Origin of the sequence: Pseudomonas sp. S3(2024), assembly GCF_036861315.1 — a bacterium.
GTDB classification, from domain to species: Bacteria; Pseudomonadota; Gammaproteobacteria; order Pseudomonadales; family Pseudomonadaceae; genus Aquipseudomonas; species Aquipseudomonas putida_A.
The window spans coordinates 40980-59814 of the sequence record NZ_JAZAQQ010000012.1 but is presented as its reverse complement, the minus strand read 5'-3'; the positions used below and the strand labels follow the sequence as shown (position 1 = coordinate 59814).

The 18835-nt window shown below is 62.1% G+C and carries 19 protein-coding genes; 2 read left to right on the top strand and 17 right to left on the bottom strand.

The features are described from left to right. Positions 1–61: 61 nt before the first annotated feature. From VLA07_RS24010 to VLA07_RS23975, 8 genes are all read right to left on the bottom strand, one after another. Positions 62–1504: an efflux transporter outer membrane subunit gene (locus VLA07_RS24010; protein WP_333991893.1), complete on the bottom strand. Its 1443-nt coding sequence runs from the start codon at positions 1502–1504 to the stop codon at positions 62–64. Continuing rightward, complete coding sequence (locus VLA07_RS24005) at positions 1501–2388, bottom strand: efflux RND transporter periplasmic adaptor subunit (protein ID WP_097086795.1); 888 nt, start codon at positions 2386–2388, stop codon at positions 1501–1503. The genes VLA07_RS24010 and VLA07_RS24005 overlap by 4 nt, the downstream gene beginning before the upstream one ends. Further along, positions 2385–2594, bottom strand: coding sequence for a DUF1656 domain-containing protein (locus VLA07_RS24000; RefSeq protein WP_027611129.1), 210 nt, complete (start codon positions 2592–2594; stop codon positions 2385–2387). The genes VLA07_RS24005 and VLA07_RS24000 overlap by 4 nt, the downstream gene beginning before the upstream one ends. Further along, on the bottom strand, positions 2591–4654 hold the full coding sequence (locus VLA07_RS23995; protein ID WP_333991890.1) for an FUSC family protein: 2064 nt from the start codon (positions 4652–4654) through the stop codon (positions 2591–2593). Before VLA07_RS23995 ends, VLA07_RS24000 begins: the two co-directional genes overlap by 4 nt. Further along, complete coding sequence (locus VLA07_RS23990) at positions 4651–5079, bottom strand: MarR family winged helix-turn-helix transcriptional regulator (protein ID WP_201236054.1); 429 nt, start codon at positions 5077–5079, stop codon at positions 4651–4653. The genes VLA07_RS23995 and VLA07_RS23990 overlap by 4 nt, the downstream gene beginning before the upstream one ends. A 122-nt stretch (positions 5080–5201) precedes the next feature. Beyond that, complete coding sequence (locus VLA07_RS23985; RefSeq protein WP_041070983.1) at positions 5202–5447, bottom strand: hypothetical protein; 246 nt, start codon at positions 5445–5447, stop codon at positions 5202–5204. Positions 5448–5534: 87 nt separating this feature from the next. Beyond that, a complete protein-coding gene (locus VLA07_RS23980) occupies positions 5535–5780 on the bottom strand; it encodes a DUF2789 domain-containing protein (protein ID WP_333991886.1) in 246 nt (81 codons plus the stop codon). A gap of 128 nt (positions 5781–5908) precedes the next feature. Next, positions 5909–6370 carry an aminoacyl-tRNA deacylase gene (locus tag VLA07_RS23975; protein WP_027611126.1) on the bottom strand — a complete coding sequence of 154 codons (462 nt, stop codon included), beginning with the start codon at positions 6368–6370 and terminating at the stop codon, positions 5909–5911. Positions 6371–6522: 152 nt separating this feature from the next. Here VLA07_RS23975 and VLA07_RS23970 point away from each other — a divergent pair, with 152 nt between their 5' ends. Together VLA07_RS23970 and VLA07_RS23965 are read left to right on the top strand one after the other, a co-directional pair. Continuing rightward, positions 6523–7074: an NfeD family protein gene (locus VLA07_RS23970; RefSeq protein WP_333991881.1), complete on the top strand. Its 552-nt coding sequence runs from the start codon at positions 6523–6525 to the stop codon at positions 7072–7074. Between the two features lie 2 nt (positions 7075–7076). Then, positions 7077–7835: a slipin family protein gene (locus VLA07_RS23965; RefSeq protein WP_333991879.1), complete on the top strand. Its 759-nt coding sequence runs from the start codon at positions 7077–7079 to the stop codon at positions 7833–7835. 8 nt (positions 7836–7843) lie between these two features. Here the strand turns inward: VLA07_RS23965 and VLA07_RS23960 are convergent, their stop codons facing one another. The 9 genes from VLA07_RS23960 to VLA07_RS23920 form a co-directional block, all read right to left on the bottom strand. Further along, positions 7844–9439: a glycosyltransferase family 39 protein gene (locus VLA07_RS23960; protein WP_333991878.1), complete on the bottom strand. Its 1596-nt coding sequence runs from the start codon at positions 9437–9439 to the stop codon at positions 7844–7846. Positions 9440–9601: 162 nt separating this feature from the next. Then, a complete protein-coding gene (locus VLA07_RS23955) occupies positions 9602–11149 on the bottom strand; it encodes an efflux transporter outer membrane subunit (RefSeq protein ID WP_333991875.1) in 1548 nt (515 codons plus the stop codon). Beyond that, positions 11146–12216 carry an HlyD family secretion protein gene (locus tag VLA07_RS23950; RefSeq protein ID WP_333991872.1) on the bottom strand — a complete coding sequence of 357 codons (1071 nt, stop codon included), beginning with the start codon at positions 12214–12216 and terminating at the stop codon, positions 11146–11148. Before VLA07_RS23950 ends, VLA07_RS23955 begins: the two co-directional genes overlap by 4 nt. Before the next feature lie 26 nt (positions 12217–12242). Beyond that, positions 12243–13781, bottom strand: a complete 1539-nt coding sequence (locus tag VLA07_RS23945) for an MFS transporter (protein ID WP_333991869.1) — start codon at positions 13779–13781, stop codon at positions 12243–12245. Positions 13782–13999: 218 nt separating this feature from the next. Further along, positions 14000–14917, bottom strand: coding sequence for a LysR family transcriptional regulator (locus VLA07_RS23940; protein ID WP_041070933.1), 918 nt, complete (start codon positions 14915–14917; stop codon positions 14000–14002). Between the two features lie 176 nt (positions 14918–15093). Beyond that, entirely contained in the window at positions 15094–15960 is an 867-nt protein-coding gene (locus tag VLA07_RS23935) for an ABC transporter permease (RefSeq protein WP_095137828.1), read from the bottom strand. A 21-nt stretch (positions 15961–15981) separates the two neighbouring features. Next, positions 15982–16842 carry an ABC transporter ATP-binding protein gene (locus VLA07_RS23930; protein ID WP_027611118.1) on the bottom strand — a complete coding sequence of 287 codons (861 nt, stop codon included), beginning with the start codon at positions 16840–16842 and terminating at the stop codon, positions 15982–15984. 5 nt (positions 16843–16847) lie between these two features. After that, positions 16848–17873, bottom strand: coding sequence for an ABC transporter substrate-binding protein (locus VLA07_RS23925; RefSeq protein WP_333991863.1), 1026 nt, complete (start codon positions 17871–17873; stop codon positions 16848–16850). An 18-nt stretch (positions 17874–17891) separates the two neighbouring features. After that, positions 17892–18788 carry a TauD/TfdA dioxygenase family protein gene (locus VLA07_RS23920; protein ID WP_333991862.1) on the bottom strand — a complete coding sequence of 299 codons (897 nt, stop codon included), beginning with the start codon at positions 18786–18788 and terminating at the stop codon, positions 17892–17894. Positions 18789–18835: the final 47 nt, after the last annotated feature.

Here is an 18835-nt window from a genome sequence, read left to right as displayed (position 1 = left end):
TGCGCTGAAAGGGTGCGTTGCACGTGGCACCCCTTCAACACTTCAAAGCATAGCAACGGCTTCAGGGTTTGCTGGCGCTTGAGGCTTGCGTTCGTCCGCTTTCCCAACCGCCACCGAGGGCGAGGAATAAATCGATCTGGCTCATGGCGACCTGGGTGTTGGCGGCGGCCAGTTGCGCGGTGACGTCGGTGTAGGTGCGGGTCGCCTGCAGGTCGGCGAGGAACGACTCGCGCCCGGCCTGGAAGAAGCGGTGGGTCTGGTCCGCCGCCAGTTTTGCCGATTGCTCGGCATCGGCCAGGGCGTCGCGGCGTTGCAGCAGCGCGCTGTACTGGGCCAGACCGGTCTGGGTTTCGCGGATGGCGTTGAGCACCACGCCGTCGAAATGCGCCAGTGCGGCCTGGGTGTTGGCCTCGGCTTCACGGATCCGCGCACGGGCGCCGTTGGTCGGCACCTTCCAGCTCAATGACGGGCCGAAACCCCAGCGGTTGGTCGACGGATCGCCCAAGTCGTCAATAAGACCGACGGTGCCGATAGTCGCGCCGATGCTGATGTCCGGATACAGCTCGCCCGTAGCGACGCCGATGCCCGCTGTCGAGGCCGCCAAGCGACGTTCCGCCTGACGGATATCGGGACGACGCTTGAGCAGCGCCGCACCGTCGCCCACCGGCACCAGTTGGGCAATTTTCGGCAGTTCGGCACAAGTGGCGGTACCGGCCGGCAATTGCTCGACCGGTTTGGCCAGCAGCATCGACAGGCGGAACAACCCGGCCTGACGCGCTGCCTCATAGCGCGGCAAGTCGGCGCGCAACGACTTGAATTGGGTTTGCGAACGGGTGACCTGGGTTTCATCACCACGCCCGGCATCGCGCAGGCGCTGGATCAGCGTAGTGCTCTGCGATTGCAGGTCGAGGGAGTGCTGGGCAATTTCCCGCTCTTCGTTGGCCGCGCAGACCTGGGTGTAGGCGCGAACCACGTCGGCCACCAAAGTGATGCGTGCGGTGTCAGCCGCTGCTTGAGTCGCATCGGCGTTAGCCTTCGCGCCTTCGATACCGCGTTGCAGGGTGCCCCATAGATCGAACTGATAAGACGCGCTGATGCCAATATCGCCGACGTTGTCGACCGGGACTTTTTCCGGCAGCAAGAACGCCTGCCCGGATTCCTGCAAACGCTGCGCGCCCATCTTCACGCCTGCGCTCCAGCCACCCGCCGCTTCAGCCTCATCGACTTGCGCGCGAGCCCGTTGAAGGTTCGCCGCCGCCACGCGCAAATCAGTGTTGGACGCCATGGCCTGCTGCACCAGTTGATCCAGACGCGGGTCCTTATACAGCCGCCACCAGTCAGCAGGTACCGGCGCTGAAACCACCGGTTTGCCTTCCACCGCCAGTTCGCCCTGAAAGTCCTTGCGCTGCACCGCGGCGTCAGCGGGCAGGTGATAGTCCGGCCCGACCATCTGACACGCCGAGAGCATCATGCCCAACCCGGCGATCATCAGGACCCTGTTCATTGCGCGGGCTCCTGCGTTTTATCGTCGATGATCGACACGGTAGCGGTACGCCCGGCGATCATGCGGAAGTCTTCCGGCACCTCGTCAAAGGCGATGCGCACCGGAATCCGCTGCGCCAGCCGCACCCAGCTGAACGCCGGGTTGACGTTGGGCAGCAGGTTGTTGCCGCTGGTGCGGTCGCGGTCTTCGATACCGGCGACAATGCTTTCAACATGCCCGCGCAGCTTGGCTTTGTCGCCGATCACGCGGATATCCACCGACTGACCGACATGAATGCCGTCGAGTTTGGTTTCTTCGAAATAGCCGTCGATGTGGAACGAGTTGCTGTCCACCACCGACAGCACCGGCCGCCCGGCGGTGACGAATTCCTGCACACGCGGCGCGCGGTCGTTGACGTAGCCGTCCACCGGGCTGCGGATCACCGAACGATCCAGGTTGAGCTGGGCGCTGTCCACCGTCACCAGCGCTTCGGCCAGCGCCGATTGCGCGCGGGCGACTTTCGACTGGCTTTCTTCCAGCTGTTCGGCCGGCACCAGGTTGCCCAGGCCACGGTTTCGCTTGGCTTCGCGCTGCGCCTGGGCCAGGGTTTCTTCGCGATCGGCGACCGCCGCTTTAGCCTGACGCAGAGCCAGTTTGAAACGGTCCTGGTCGATGCTGAACAGCACCTGGCCGCGTTTGATCAACTGGTTGTCCTTGACCTCGACCTGCTGGATCAGCCCGGACACGTCCGGAGCGATCTGGATGATGTCGGCGCGGATGTGGCCGTCGCGGGTCCACGGCGCAAACATGTAATACATCACCATGCGCCAGACGAGGACGACGGCAAAAGTCACGATCAGCAGGGTCAGGACCACGCGACCGATAGTCAGAAACGGTTTTTTCATGTCATCAGGTATCGACTGAGTGAGTCCACGCCGTACAGCAGCACGGCGTAGAGCGCCACGTTGAACAATGCCCGGTGCCAGACCAGACGGTAAAAGTGCAGGCGCGTGAGCACGCCATGCACCAGCAAAAACAACACATAGGTGATGCCCATCAGCACCAGCAGGGTGGGCAGGAAAATCCCGCTGATATCCAGATCACCGATCATAGGGGCGCTCCATCGGGCAGCGGTTCTTCGGCATCGCTGGTGCTGACGAATTCCACACCGGGCAGCAGCGCCAGGCGCAAACCGCTCAAGGCATGCAACAGGTTTAGCCGGGTTTCTTCATCGCCGTGGCCTTTGAGCGCACGGCGGGCGCGATCCATGGTCATCAATAAAGGACTCGGTGCCGGCAAGCGTTCGCCGGCCTTCAGACACGCGCGAAAATACTCGCCGACCTCAGCCACCACTTGCTGCAGCAGGGCCTTCGGCGCGCCGCTGACCCTTGGCGTGTAAGCCAGCAGATCGAGCAGGTTCAAGCCGACGCGCACTTCACGCATGGCAATCCCGGTGTCCTGGCCGGTCATGGCCAGACGCGGCAAGTGCTGCATCAAACGGTCGAGCAACTGCACGCCCAGATGCCGATGTTCGGCCAGATTGGCCGGCTCGGTCATGCGCACGATGTCTTTCCAGCTGAAGCGGGTCAGACGTTTGGCGGCCAGCTCGACGCCGAACGGGCGGGCGATCAGGGTCCAGATAAACGCGAACAGCAGGCCCAGAGGGCCGGCCAGGTTGGAGTTCACGAAGGCGAAGAAGTCCGCGTCGTAAGCGCCCTGAATGCTGATGAACGACGAGGTGTTGACCAACGTCAGGAGCATGCCGAGGAAGAAGCGTGGCTGCACCGTCAGGGTGCCGACACAGATGAACGGAACCGCAAACGCCAGTACCAGCATCGGGAAATCGTGCAGGTTCGGCAGAATCAGAAACAGGTAAAGGCTGGCGAACAGCACCGACATCCCGGTCCAGAAAAAGAACCGGTAGATCTGCGGTGCCGGGTCGTCCATCGAGGCGAAGAAACTGCACGCTACCGCCGCCAGAATCACCGCGCTGCCACCGTCCGGCCAGCCGAGCAGAATCCACAGCACCGAAGCGACGATGATCGCCAGAACGGTCGAGGCCACCGAATACAGCATCATCCCGCGATCGAGAAACGGCGTCAGCCGCCCGAGGCGCCAGTGCCGGTACACCGCGCGCCAGCTGTCCTGGCGCTCGCAGAGAATCGCGTCCTGCAAACTGCGGCAGTCCTGCCACAGATCGATGAATTCGCCGAGGCGATAAATCGCGTTGGAGAACAGCAATTGCTTGCGATCTTCCAGCGCCTCGCAGCTTGGCTGCAGGGCCTGGAGTTGATCCTTGAGCGCCTGCCACCGTTCGAGATCGGCGTCGTTATGGCCGAGCCATTGCTGGGTCGCGGTCAACAGCGGGGCAAACTTTTCCACCAGTTCCGGTGTGCGTCGCTCAAGGGCATAGAGCGAGTCTTCCAGCGCGTCGATCACCGGCAACAGGTGGATCATCCGCCCGCGCAGCTCCTTGGTGTTGCGCACGGTTTGCGGTCGAGCGCCTTCGTGGGGCAACTGGCCGATCATCAATTCGAGGCTGTTGAAATTGGCGACCATGGCCATGCGCAGCGTGGCGATCTGTTCAGGCTGCACGTCGCGGCTGAGAAACTTCAGGCTGTAGGTGGTGGCGTCGGCGAACCACTTGCCCACTGCGTCGTTGAACACCGGCGCCAGACGCCGCGGCCAGAACATCGCGCCGACCACCGCCGCCACGGCGATGCCGAGAAAAATCTCTTCGGTGCGCGCCTCCGCCACGTCCCACACCGCCAGCGGATTATCCACCGTCGGCAAGGCAATCAGCGGCAAGGTGTAGCCGGCCAGCATCAGTGCGTAACTATTGGCGGTACGCAGGTGCAGCGACAGGAACAGCAAAATCCCCGTCCACAAGGCAATCACCACCACCAGCACATAGGGACTCTGCACGAACATCGGCACGAACAGCACCGCCGCCGCCGCCCCGAGAAAGGTACCGATGGCGCGGTACAGCGCCTTGGAACTGGTCGGCCCGAGAAACGGGCTGGAGACGATATACACCGTGGCCATCGCCCAATACGGACGCGGCATTTGCATGAGCAAGGCGATGTACAGCGCGATCATCGACGCTGCAAAGGTACGGACCCCGTAGAACCAGTCCCGGGCAGGCGGGATGCCAGAGAAAAAACCGTTCAAGAATTGACCACCACAGGCGGATTGGCCGCCTCAAAAGCTCGCAGTACCCGAAGCGTAGCTTCCAGATCACTCTGGTCGATGCCTTCGAGCACTTCATGACGCAGACGCACCAGTTCGATCTCCACCGCTTGCACCAGTTCACGGCCGGTGTCAGTCAGGCTCAGGCACTTGGCCCGGCGATCCTGCGCATCTTCGGTGCGGCAGACGTAGCCGGCGTGGCACAACTGATCGAGCAGACGCACCAGCGACGGACTCTCCATCCCGGCTGCCTGCGCCACCTGCACCTGACGCACACCCTCGCCCAACCGCCCGATCATCAACAACGGCACGGCGCAGGCTTCGGAGATTCCATAGTTGACCAGCGTGGTCTGGCAGATCTTCCGCCAATGCCTGGCGGCCACCACCATGGCACTGCTGATGTTCATCTGGAGAGCGTCGAGGGAATTCGCCACGGGAAAATGCACACTGTTAGTTTGCTAACTATCAATATCGCATTGGCGGGGAATTTCAGTCAAGTTTTGAAACAAATCTTCTCGGCAGAGAATTTCTATAGTTCATCCAGCTCGATGGCTACCCCTACTTCGTTCCTGCGCGAATATGTGATTGACACCAAATCGAAATCATCCAGCTTATTCAGGATCGCTTCATAAATTTCTGGCGAAATCAGCACAGCCACTGTTGTGTCGTGCTTCCGAAACTCGACAGGCCCGTTGGAGATGCTTTCGATCACTGCCTCAATACAGTCCCCAAGCGCGTCAACATCAATTGTTCTGACTGGCAAAAATGATTGCATCGACGGCTCCGGATTGTTGAATTGGCAAGCTACTCCAACATCGATAGGGATCCTGCGGACATTCTGTAATAAGGTTTTACTTCAGTCCTACAAAACCCGCCCCTTGCGCAACAACACATTCAACTGATCCACCACCTCCGCCCAGTCCGCATCATCAAAAATCTCATCCCGCAAAAAATCCGCCTGGCTCTTGCTCCAGAAAAACGCGTCCGCCAGGTGCAGCTCGGGTTTGAGTGGTGAGTGGGTGGCGATGAATTGGTCGATGCTGGTCGGGTCGTTGTCCAGTCCCAGTTGTTTGAACAGGGACGGCAGGCTGTGGGTGGGCTGGTCCATGGAGGACTCCTTCAAGAATGCGGTGGGTGGGAGATTATTCGCGAGCAGGCTCGCTCCCACAGGGGGAACGCGTTCAACCTGTGGGAGCGGGCTTGCTCGCGAAGGCGTCCGCGAAAGCGCTACAGAACCTAATGACTCAACTCCCGCACCTCGGCATGCGGCACCATTTTCAGAAACTCGGGCATGCTCATGTGCAGCAGGTAATTGTGGTTGCCGGCTTCCAGGTAGATGTCTTTCTGCCGGGTCAACAGCGGGTCGATGACCATGTCCAGGCCGTAGGAATCACCGAGCGGCGGCACCGCGCCGCGTTCGCAGTCATCGAAGATATGCGCCAGGTTGCTCTCCCGGGTGATCTGCCATTCGCCGCGAATGCGCACTTTACTCAAGTCCAGATGCCGACTGGCCGGCAGCACGGCCATCAGGTAATGCCCGTGATGGTCGTCGAGAATGACCGACTTGGCCACGCGTTCGGCGGGCACCCCGGAAACCCGTGCGGTTTCCAGACTGCTGGCCGAGTGGCGGTGGGCCACGATGTCATATTCGCAGTGCGCCCGGTTCAGGCTGCTCTGCACTTTTTTTGCCATACGCATGCTGCACCTCGGTGTCCCGCTGAACGTTGTGCCTGTTCTGCTGAGTCTAGTTCGGCCAGTTGCTGATGAAGAGAAATCCGCTCATTGGACACATACGCTTATTGATCAAAATTCATCCGGCGCCAGGCTCAACTAGACTTAAGGAAACACCCATGACTCTCCCGGAGGGTCACGTGAACAGCCGATGTTGCACGTTTTTCCTGATACTGCTGACCAGCGGCTCAGCCCTCGCGGCTGATGTCCTGCCGACGGCGGTCAATCCGGTCGGCCTGTGGCTGATCACCCTCGGCATTGCCTTTCTGATCGCCGAAGCCGCGCTGCCCAACTACGGGGTGATCGGCCTCGGCGGGATCATCATGTTCGTCATCGGCGCGCTGATTCTGGGCAACGCCGAGTTGCCGGTGCCGATGATCATCGGCCTCGGCCTGCTCAGCGCCCTGCTGCTGATCGCATTGATCGTCCGCGCCTTGAAAACCCGCCCGCGCCACGCCGTCAGCGGCGATGCCGGGCTGGTCGGCAGCGTGACGGCGGTGACCACCGTGCAAGCGCAAAACGCCCACAACGGCTGGGTGCAATTGCAGGGTGAACACTGGCAAGTGCACAGCACGACACCGCTGCACGCCGGGCAATCGGTGCGCGTGGTCGGGCGTAAGGGCTTACTGCTGAAAGTCGCCGCGACTGACGCGGTGCGACACGGAGAGTGATCATGGGTCTGCAAATCGGTTTCGTTGCACTGCTGCTGTTGGTGATCGCCCTCGCCGGGTCGACCTTCCGCATCCTGCGTGAGTACGAGCGCGGCGTGGTGTTCCAGCTCGGGCGCTTCTGGCAGGTCAAGGGCCCGGGGCTGATCCTGCTGATTCCGGTGGTGCAGCAAATGATCCGGGTCGACCTGCGCACCGTGGTCCTCGACGTGCCGCCACAGGATGTGATCACCCGCGACAACGTCTCGGTAAAGGTCAATGCGGTGCTGTACTTCCGCGTGCTCGACCCGCAGAAGGCGATCATTCAGGTCGAAGACTTTCTCTCGGCCACCAGCCAACTGGCGCAGACCACCCTGCGCGCGGTGCTCGGCAAACATGAGCTGGATGAACTGCTGGCCGAACGCGAGCAGTTGAACATCGACATCCAGCAGGTGCTCGACGCCCAGACCGACGCCTGGGGCATCAAGGTCGCCAACGTCGAGATCAAGCACGTTGATCTCAATGAATCGATGGTGCGTGCGATTGCCAAACAGGCCGAAGCCGAACGCGAACGCCGGGCCAAGGTGATTCACGCCGAAGGCGAACTGCAGGCCTCGGAAAAACTCATGCAAGCCGCCGAAATGCTCGGCCGCCAGCCCGGTGCCATGCAATTGCGCTACATGCAGACCCTGAGTTCGATTGCCGGCGACAAGAGCTCGACGATCGTCTTTCCGTTGCCGATCGAATTGCTCAAGGGGATGGCGGATTTGTCGGGCAAATCCTGAGCCTGCGATCACCCGCCCGGTTTATCGGCGCTCGGCTCCCTCACGTACAAACGTGCAAATGCGCCGCCTGCATGGACATCGCTCTGCCGCTGCCAGCCTTCAGGCAACGCCGCAAACTCATCGGGTTCATCCAGCGTGCCGATCAACCACATCCGCGTGCTGCCCTTGGACACGTCACCAAGCTGATCAAGGAAAACCTCCTCGCCGACCAAAGTGCCAAATCCGTAGGCATTGGGACGCGTGGAACGCCCATCCGCCGCTGGTGGCGTATACAGACGGATCTGCGCGTCAGTGCGGTTGTAGTAGATGTAGCTGAGGTACCACATCATGTCGCTGGTGACGATCCGGTCACCCTCGGTGAAGTGTCGATTGACGTAGTCGACCAGCACGCTGAACTGATCATTGCTGTCGACCGTGGCGTTGTTCTTCACACCCACCAGTTCGACCCCGACGAACAGCACCAGAATCGCCAGCGCCAGAACGCGAGAACCTGTGTACAGCCGATCGACCGCCAGCGCCACCAGCATCGGCAACCCCAACGCATAGGCCGTCAAATACCGCTCGATGAACACCGGCGAGATGAACGACACGCCAAACACCAGCAGAATCGGCATCACGCTGTAGCACAGCAACAACAAGCTGCCGCGAAATACGCTGCGATCACGATGCAGGGCAACAGCAATCACGGCTACCAGCGCCAATGGCAAAAGCAAAAACAGCCACCCCGGCAAGGTCATGCCGTCGTCCTGGATCAGCAACGACCAGACCATCGACGGCAATGAGCTGACGGTCACCGGATCTTCCCAGCCTATGTCATTGCTGGCCTTGAGTTCCGGGATGTGCTGCAGCAGATCAAGCAGGTTGGACACCCACGGCATGTACAGCAACGCGATGCTCAAGTTGGCCAGCCACCAGGCCGGACGCTGAATATGCCGCAGCCGATACCCCGGCTGCACGCGCACCGCTGTCAGATACAGCCAGTGGCTGATCACGCACAGAACGGTGAAGTAGTGGGTGTAGAACGCTGCTGTCATCAGCAACGCATAGGCCACCAGATAACGATGCCGCCGCGGCTGGCGCACCCAGTAGACCAACGCAATCGTCGCCCCGATCAGCCACATGCCGAGCAGCGAATACATGCGCACTTCCTGGCTGTAGCGCACGGCCGTGGGCAACAACGCCAGCAATAGCCCGGCCAGCAACGCAGCGCGACGGGTGGCGAGCAGATCCACCAGCCACACACCGAGGCCGACGGTAATGATGCCCGGCAGCGCACTCATCAAGCGAATGGACAGGATGCCGTCACCGAACAGCCCGATCCAGCCGTGCAGCAGCAGGAAATACAGCGGTGGGTGCACGTCGTGGGCCGCTAGCCCCCAGATCTCGGCCAGTGGAAACTGGCTCAGCAGGACGCTGGAGCCTTCGTCGAACCAGATCGCCGCCGCCGTCAGGTCGAAAAAACGCACCGCCGCCGCGAGCAGCATGATCGGTAACAACCAGTGCTCTCTGGCCCAGCGAAGCAGACGCAAGGCCACCAGCCATGCACCCGGGACCGCGCGCGGATCCTGCGTGTCGCCAACCGGCGTTTCTCTGTGTGCCGCCATTGCATCCTCTTGCTGTGCCGGAATATCGCGAACGGGATGGAGCCGAACCTGCCCGTCACTTTAGGTCAGCCACAGGAGAGCCGTCGATGGCGGTGTGCGCTTTCACGACATCCGGCACCCCGGCCAATCCCAAACAGCCCTCGGCATTTCCAGTTCAGGCCATCAGCGTTGCGCCATCTCCCCCGCCGGATACACCGACTCCCAGCCCCCGCCCAACGCTCGGTACAACCCGACCATCGCCAGCGAAACGCCGGTCGAGCTTTCCACCCACTGCTCCTGAGTCGCCAGCAACGCGCCTTGAACGGTGAGGACGTTGACGAAATCGACCACGCCTTCGACGTACTGCTGCTGTGCGGTGCGCAGGGCGATCTGGTTCTGCCGCACGGCTTCGGCGAGGCTGTCGCGGCGGCGTTGGCTGGCGTTGTAAGCCGTCAGTTGGTCGTCGATTTCATGCCAGGCGCTCAGCACGGTTTGCTGATAGGCGATGGCCGCTTCCTGTTGCTGGGCTTCGCGCAGTTGCAGCATGCCGCGCAGGCGTCCGCCGTCGAACAGCGGCAGGCTCAATTGCGGGCCGATGCCGAACGCGCGCGAGCCCCAGGAGCCGAAATCGCTCAGTTGCATCGCTTGCGATCCGAGGTTGCCGGACAGGGTGATGCGCGGATAAAAATCGCCCTTGGCCACGCCGATGTTGGCGGTGGCGGCATGCAGGCGCGCCTCGGCCTGCCGGATGTCCGGCCGGCGTTCGGCCAGCTGCGACGGCAGGCCGATGGCGACTTGCAGCGGTGACTGCGGCACCGCGCCATCTGTGGATAACTCCTTGGCCAGGGCCTGGGGCGGTTCGCCCATCAGCAGGCTGATCGCGTTGATCAATTGCGACTGACGCTGCTCGAGGGCCGGCAGGCGCGATTCGATGGCCGCGACCTGCGCGGCGGCTTCGGCGACGTCGAGATCGGTTGCCACACCATCGCTCAGGCGCAGTTGCGAAAGCTTGAGGCTGTGCCGGGCGACGTCGAGGTTCTGCTCGGTGACGGCGCGAGTGTTTTGCACGCCGCGCAGCTGGATATAGTTCTGCGCGGTTTCGGCCAGCACTGCCAGCAGCACACCGCGTCGGTCGTTTTCGGCGACTTCGAGGTTGGCATCGGCGGCTTCGGTTTCACGGCGCACGCGGCCCCAGAAATCCAGTTCCCAGGACGCGGAGAAACCGGCGTCCCACAGGTTGAAAGCGGAATCGCCGTTGTGCCCGGACGGGTCATTCAGGCCTTCGCCACTGTTGCGTTTACGCGCGTAGCTGCCGGTAGCGGCGGTGTTCGGGTAGCGATCCGCGGTGATCACCTGGCGCGCGGCACGGCTTTGTTGCAAGCGGCTGCTGGCCAGTTGCAGATCGAGGTTGCTGTTCATCGCCCGCTGGGTCAGGGCTGAGAGTTGCGGGTCGTGGAAAACCTCCCACCAGCGTTCGTTCAGCGGTTCGCTGACGGCTTGGCTGGGGGCGGACTTGGCGGGTTTGGCCCAGTCGGCGATCTGTGTGGCTTCGGGCCTGTGGAAGTCCGGGCCGACGGTGCAGGCGCTGAGGCCAAGAGCGAGCAAGGCACCGAGTGCGAGTTGCTGCCACTGGCCTCTTCGCGAGCAAGCCCGCTCCCACATTGGGTAATGCGTTCCCCCGGTGGGAGCGGGCTTGCTCGCGAAGGCGTCAGTTCTATCAACGCTGTTCATCGCTGAGTCACCTCGCGCTCCGCCGGCGCCGAACGGCGAGTGTCGATACTCGCCTCCACCGACATGCCCACACGCAAACGCTCGGCCAACGGCTGACCCGGTTCAAGCACGATCTTCACCGGAATCCGCTGCACGACCTTGGTGAAGTTACCCGTGGCGTTGTCCGGTTTCACCGCGGCGAATGTCACGCCAGTCGCCGGGGCAATGCTTTCGACGCGACCGCTCAAGGCCTCGCCGCCGAGGCTGTCGACGCGCACCTGCACGTGCTGGCCCGGCTGCACGTCCGTCAGTTGGGTTTCTTGAAAATTGGCGACCACATACGCCTGCTGCAACGGCACCACCGCCAGCAGCTTGCTGCCCGGCGTGACATAAGCGCCGACGCGCACAGCACGCTCGCCGATCATGCCGTCCTGCGGCGCGGTGATCCGGGTGTAGGACAACTCGAAACTGGCGATTTCCAGGGCCGCCTGCGCGTGCTTCAGATTGCCTTCGGCAGCATCGCGCTGCGCCGTGAGAATCTCTACCTGCTTACGCTCGGCCGCCAGTTTCGCGCTGGCGGTATCGAGCCGAGCGCTCGCCTGATCGATGCGCGTGCGGGCCTGTTGCGCGTTCTGCACCGTGCCGGCACCTACACCGGCGAGGTGGTTGTAGCGATTGAGTTCCTGCTGGGCGAAGGCCATTTCTGCCTTGGCCGAGACCACCGAGGCCTGCGCCTGAGCAATCACCGACGTCTGCCGCTCCAGCGTGGCCTTGGCGTTTTGCAGCTGAGCCCGGGCGACCAGGGTTTGCGCATCGGCCGCTTCAGCGGCGGCGCGCAAATCGCGATCATCGATCAGCGCCAGCAACTGCCCGGCCTTGACCTGCTGGTTGTCTTCCACCAGCACTTCCTTGATGAACCCGGCCACGCGCGGCACCACCAGGGTGAAGTCGGCGGAAACGAACGCGTCGTTGGTATTTTGCTGGGTACGCTTGCCGAACAGTCCCGGCACCGCCAGGTACAGCAACACGCCAACGGCCAGTGCGGCCGCCACGGCCACCGCGAGTTTTTGCTTTGCTTGAGTCGTCATAAAAACCTTCGGTATCAGTGAAGCAATCAGGTCGGCGCACGGGGCGGAAAGATCCGCGTCGGCAGCCAAAAAATCAGTAGGATCAGCGCCACCGCGACGCCAGCCATGCACACATAGAGATCAGAGGAAGTCAGCACCACGGCCTGTTCGTGCAGGCGATGGGCGAGGCCCGGGTCGCTGCGATCGGCCAGCGGTGAGTTGCCGAGGTTGTCGATCAACATGGTCGAGTGGAAATGCAGGCGCGCGGTGGTCAGCGCCTCAATGACTCCGGTGGCGATCACCGCCGCCAGGCCTTTCACCGTGTTGAACCACGCGGAGGCGAACGGCCCGTCCTGCGGCTGGATGCTGCCGGTCGAGAGCATCAACAGCGGCAGCACCGACATTGGCTGACCGAAAATCTGCAGCCATTGCAGGACGTAGAAATTGTCGCGGATCCACTCCGAAGTCAGCAGCGAGCCCCCCATGCAGGACAGGGTCAACATGCTCAAACCGATGCCGAGCACCCAGCGGCAATCGACCCAGCGCAAGTTGCACAGCGCCGCCACCAGCGGCAGCGCGATCAGTTGCGGCAACGCGGCGATCAGCATGATCGGCGCGGTCTGCACCGGGCGATAACCCTGGACCTGCGCCAGATAGCTCGACGGGATCAGCACCACCGCCTGCAACACCACCAGCACCCCGGCCAGGGTCATCAGGGCGAACGCCAGGTTGCGGATGCCGAGCATCTGCAACTTGAAAAACGGAATCGGCTGCGACCATTCATTGATCAGAAACGCCACCAGCAACAGCGAACCGGCGCCGAGCAAACCGCAGATCAGGCTCGACTCGAACCAGTCCAGCCGATTGCCCTGGAGCAAGCCGATCACCAGCATGCAGATCGCCGGGAAGCCCAGCAGCAGGCCCTTCCAGTTGAAGGTCTTGAGGCGCTCCAGACGCAGCGGATCCTGCGGAATCCCCCAAGCGACCATTGCCATGGCAATCAGGCACGGCACGATGATTTGCCAGAACGTCCATTGCCAGCCGACGTATTCACTCCATAAGCCAGCCAGCGGCGTGCCGAGACCCGGGCCGAACGTCGCCGTCAGCGCATAACCGGCCAGACCATAGAGTTTGAAATTGGCCGGCAGAAAGCGCAGCGCAACGGTCATCAGCATCGGCGGCAACGCGCCGCCGGCCAGCCCTTGCAGGGTGCGCATCAGCAGCAGGCTTTCGTAATTCGGGGCGAACGGGCACAGCACGCCGAGCAGCGTGAACAGGCTGATCGCGCAGAGGGTGAAACGGCGCAGCGAAAAGGTCACCGAGCACCACGGCGCGAACGCCATCGCCGCCACCGAGGTCGCGGCATAGCAGGACACCAGCCAGGTGCCTTCGTCATAACCGATGTTCAGCGCGCCCCGAATGTCGGCCAGTGCGACTTTGGTCACCATCTCGTTGAGGCCCGAGACCAGCACTGCCAGCAGCACGCCAACCAGGCCGGTGATGATTCGCGCCCCGAACACCGGTGGCGCAGCCGCCGTCGCCGGACTGGCCGCAGCAATGGGCGCCGGAACCGACAGGGATGTCATGGATACACACTCCGGAAGGAAAAATACCGGAGCATTTTAGTAAGGCTTACTGCTGACGAAAATTGACTTATTGGCAGGTTATAAGTGCGCTCAGTGCAGCAATGAATATCCAATGTGGGAGCGGGCTTGCTCGCGAAAGCGGTGGATCATTCAACCTGTGCGGTACCTGACACGACGCCTTCGGGAGCAAGCCCCCTCCCACACGGACTCTGCTTGTATCAGGGTTGCGCGGCCAGCCACGTCTCGTCACAACACGCCTTGAGGGTTTCACGCAGCCAGCGGTGCGCCGGGTCCTTGTCGAAGCGGGGGTGCCAGGCCTGGGTCAGCATCAGCGTCGGCAACGGAATCGGCAGATTGAACGAGCGCAGCTTCAGGCCCAGCCGGCGCACGCTGAGCAACGCTTCCTTGGGCACCGGCAGGATCAGGTCGGAATCGGGCAAGGCGAACATCGCCGCGTGGAAGCTTGGCGCAATTACCGCCACTCGCCGCTCCAGTCCCAAGGCGTTCAGCGCAGTGTCGATGGGGCCACGAGCAATGCCACGGCGCGACATGCTGATATGCGAGTAACCGGCATAGCGCTCGGCAGTGATTTCGCCGTCGAGCAGTGGATGATCCTCACGCACCAGACCGACGAAATGCGTGGAGAACAGGTTCTGCACTTTGACTTCCGGGGTCACCGGACGGGTGTTGCTGACACTCAGATCGATCCGTCCTTCGCGCAGCGCTTCATCGTCGCCATCGCCCTCGGGGACGAAGCGCAATTCGCAGTGCGGCGCCTGCTGGTCGAGGGTATCGAACAGTTTGCCGCCATACACGCCGATGAAAAAGTCGTTGGCGCGGATGCTGAAGCGCCGGCGCAACGTGCCCAGATCCACGCTGTCGGCGGAGCGAAACAGCAGCGCCGCTTGCTCGACGACATCGCGCACCTGCTCGCGCAATTCGAGGGCTTTGGGGGTTGGCACCAGGCCGCGACCGGCGCGTACCAGGATCGGATCGCCGATCGCCTCGCGGATCCGCGTCAGAGTGCGGCTCATGGCGGCGGGGCTGAGGTTCATCCGCCGCGCGGCGCCGACCACACTGCCCTCGTCGAGCAGGGCATCGAGGGCGACCAGGAGGTTCATGTCCGGGAGTTGCATACAGAGCACTCGTGGCTGATCTGGATTGATTCAGGCGCAATGCTAGCAAACATCCTTCAAATTTGGCGGCGGCTGAAAGGACGCCTTCGCGAGCAAGCCCGCTCCCACAGGGGAACGCATTCCAAAATGTGGGAGCGGGCTTGCTCGCGAAGGCGCCGGTCCTGCCATCACAAATCTCAGCGCTGCATGCCCCAACGCTTCACCGTCACTCGCTCCAGCGTATCGAACACCAGATTCTCCACCAACAACCCGATCAGGATCACCACCGCCAACCCGGCAAACACCTTGTCGGTGTACAGCTCGTTGCGGTTCTGGAAGATGTACCAGCCCAACCCGCCCTTGCCGCTGGTGGCACCGAATACCAGTTCGGCGGCGATCAGCGTGCGCCAGGCAAACGCCCAGCCGATTTTCAGCCCGGCGAGAATCGACGGCAGCGCTGCCGGGATCAGGATGAACAGCACAAAACGCATGCCCTTCAGCCCGTAATTACGCCCGGCCATGCGCAGGGTTTCCGAAACGCCGAGAAAACCGGCGTAGGTGTTCAACGCCAGCGCCCACAGCACTGAATGCACCAGCACGAAAATCAGACTGTTCTGCCCCAGCCCGAACCAGAGCAAGGCCAGCGGCAGCAAGGCAATTGCCGGCAGCGGATTGAACATTGAGGTCAGGGTGCTCAGCAAGTCGCGACCGAACTGGGTCGACACCGCCAGCGTGGTCAGGGCGAACGCCAGCACGATGCCGATCAGGTAACCCTTGATCAGCACCACCAGCGATATCCACACCTTGCCCAGCAACTCACCACTGAGCAGGCCGTCGTACAGCGCATGACTGGTCTGCAGAAAACCTGGCAGCAGCAGGTCGTTGTTCTGCACCCGGGCGATCACCTCCCAAAGGATCGCCAGCAGAATCAGGATCAGGCTTTTGCGCAGCCAGCCCTGTTGCCACAGGCGTTGGCCCAGCGGCAGTTCGCGCTCGAGCGGCACGCTGGTCAGTGGTTCAAGGACCGTTTCAAACTCTTGTCGTACAGACGATGGTTGGCTCATCGGGCAATCCCTCCAGAACGCTCAATAAGCGATACGAATGTCGTTGAAGTCATGGTCACGCTCGGTTTCCGGCGACTGGCCCTCATCGAACAGCAAACGGTGAATGCGCCGCGCCGATTCCTGAAACGCCACGCCGCCGAGGCTTTGCAGATCGTATTGATGGCTGTGCACTTCAGCGCGCACCCGCCCCGGATGTGGCGACAGCAGCAGGATGCGATTGCCGACCACCAGCGCTTCTTCGATCGAGTGCGTAACGAACAGCAAGGTGAAGCGCACCTCTTCCCAGAGCAGCAGCAATTCTTCCTGCATCTTGCGCCGGGTCAGCGCGTCCAGCGCGGCGAACGGCTCGTCCATCAGAAGGATTTTCGGCTGCATCGCCAGCGCGCGGGCAATCGCCACCCGCGCCTTCATGCCGCCGGACAAAGTGTGGGGATAGGCGTCGGCGAATGCTGCCAGACCGACTTTTTCCAGGTAGTGCAGTGCACGCTCTTCGGCGTCTTTTTTGTTCAAGGTTCGCGAGGCCAGCAGCGGAAACATCACGTTCTGTTTCACGGTTTTCCACGGCGGCAGTTGATCGAATTCCTGGAACACCACGATCCGATCCGGACCGGGTCCATCGACCCGCTGACCTTGCAGGCGAATCTCGCCTTCGCTCGGCGCAATGAACCCGGCGGCCGCTTTCAACAAAGTGGACTTGCCACAGCCGGACGGGCCGAGCAGCACAAAGCGGTCCGCCGGATCGATCTCGAAACTGACCTGATGCGTGGCGCGCACCACCCGCTGCGGGGTGCGGTATTCGAGGCTGACGTTATCCACCGCCAGCAGCGCTTGCGTACTGGCGACCGGGTTGCTGGCCGCGTGGCCTTGCAAAGGGGCATTCATCTCGATCAGCTCCCCTGCAGCGGTTTGGCGTCCTGGAAGAAGTAGTCCTTCCACGATTCCGGTTTGTTCTTGATCGCACCGACGCGGTAGAGGAATTCGGCCAGTGGATAGGTATTTTTCGGCGTGACGCTGAATTCGAATTGCGGGTTGTCGATGATTTTCAGCAGCTCGGCGCGGTCAATTTTAGCCTTGGTCACGCGGATGTAGGTGTCCGCCGCCGCGCCCTTATCGTTCTGGGCAAATTGTGCGGCTTCGGTCAGCGCCTCGACGAAGGCTTTGTAGGTTTTCGGATTGTCGTTGCGGAATTTCTCGGTGGCGAACAGCACCGTCGGCGAGTTCGGGCCGAGGATGTCGTAGGAGTTGAGCACCACGTGCACGTTCGGGTTCTGCAGCGCCTGATCCTGGAACGGTGGGTTGGAGAAGTGCCCTGTCAGCTCGGTGCCGCCGGCGATCAACGCCGCGGTCGCATCCGGGTGCGGTACGGCGATGGTGTACTTGTCGAGGCGATTGAATTCCTTGTCACCCCACTGTTTGGCCGCCGCGTATTGGAGGAAGCGCGACTGCACCGACACGCCCACCGCCGGCACCGCAATGCGGTCCTTCTCGGTGAAATCGGCAATGGTTTTGACCTTGGGATTGTTGCTGACCAGGTAGTACGGGAAGTTGCCGAGCGAGGCGACTGCCTTGACGTTCTGCTTGCCGTGGGTGCGATCCCAGATGGTCAACAGCGGGCCGACGCCGGCGCCGGCAATGTCGATGGAACCGGACAACAGCGCATCGTTGACCGCCGCGCCGCCCGAGAGCTGCGTCCAGTCGACCTTGATGTCGAGGCCTTGCTGCTTGCCGTACTTTTCGATCAGGCCCTGATCGCGCACCACGTTGAGCAATAGATAGACAATCCCGAACTGTTCGGCGATGCGGATTTCACCTTCGGCGTGGGCCACGGCCGGCGCCACCAGGCTGCCGGCGATGAGACTGAAACCGAGGCCAATGGCCGCCGCCAGCGGTGCAAATGGAAGACGTTTGGACATGATCGGATCTCCGGCAAATCAGAAAGGCGCGTCGCCCTGAATGGTCGTGCGATACAGCTTGCGGCGCAGGTGCGCAGGGCAGCCGGCGGCGAGGTGGATCAGCGAACGGTTGTCCCAAAACACCATGTCGTGGGGCTGCCACTGATGGCGGTAGATGTTTTGCGGCAGCACGCTGTGGGCGTAGAGCTCGGTCAGCAGTTGCTGGCTCTCGTCCTCCGGCAAACCGACGATGCGGGTGGTGAAGCCCTCGCTGACGAACAACGCCTTGCGGCCGTTTTCCGGGTGGGTACGGACGATCGGGTGTACCACTTCGGCGACCTGCGCCAGTTGTTCCGGGGTCAGGGTCGGGCGCCAGTTGCCTTCGAATTTGGTCTCGCTGTAACGCGCAGTGTAGGAATGTGCGGCCGAGCGCCCCTCCACGGATTTGCGCAACGCTTGCGGCAGGCTGTCCCAGGCTTTGTGCATGTCGGCGAACAGCGTGTCGCCGCCCTCGGACGGCAACTCCTGGGCATGCAGCATCGAGCCGAGACTCGGCAGCTCTTTATAGGAAAGGTCGGAGTGCCAGAACTTGCCGGCGTCGCCCAGACCGATGTTCTGGCCGTTCTCGACGATGTTGGAAACGATGAGGATTTCCGGGTGATTGGCCAGCAGGAACTGCTTGAGTACGTGAATCTGCAACACGCCGAAGCGGCGGCTGAAATCGATCTGCTGTTGCGGGGTGATGCGCTGGTCGCGGAACACCACCACGTGGTGATCCAGGTGCGCACGATGAATGCGCGCGAAGTCCTGATCGTTGACCGGCCGGGTCAGGTCCAGGCCGATGATCTCGGCACCGACGGCACCGCTGAACGGACGAATTTCAAAGGTTTGCGGCGCGGCAGTCGCGGCGCTTGGGGTGGCAGTAGCTGCGGACATCTTTCAATCTCCCACGCACGGCGCGCTCACAGGCGCGCACGTCGATC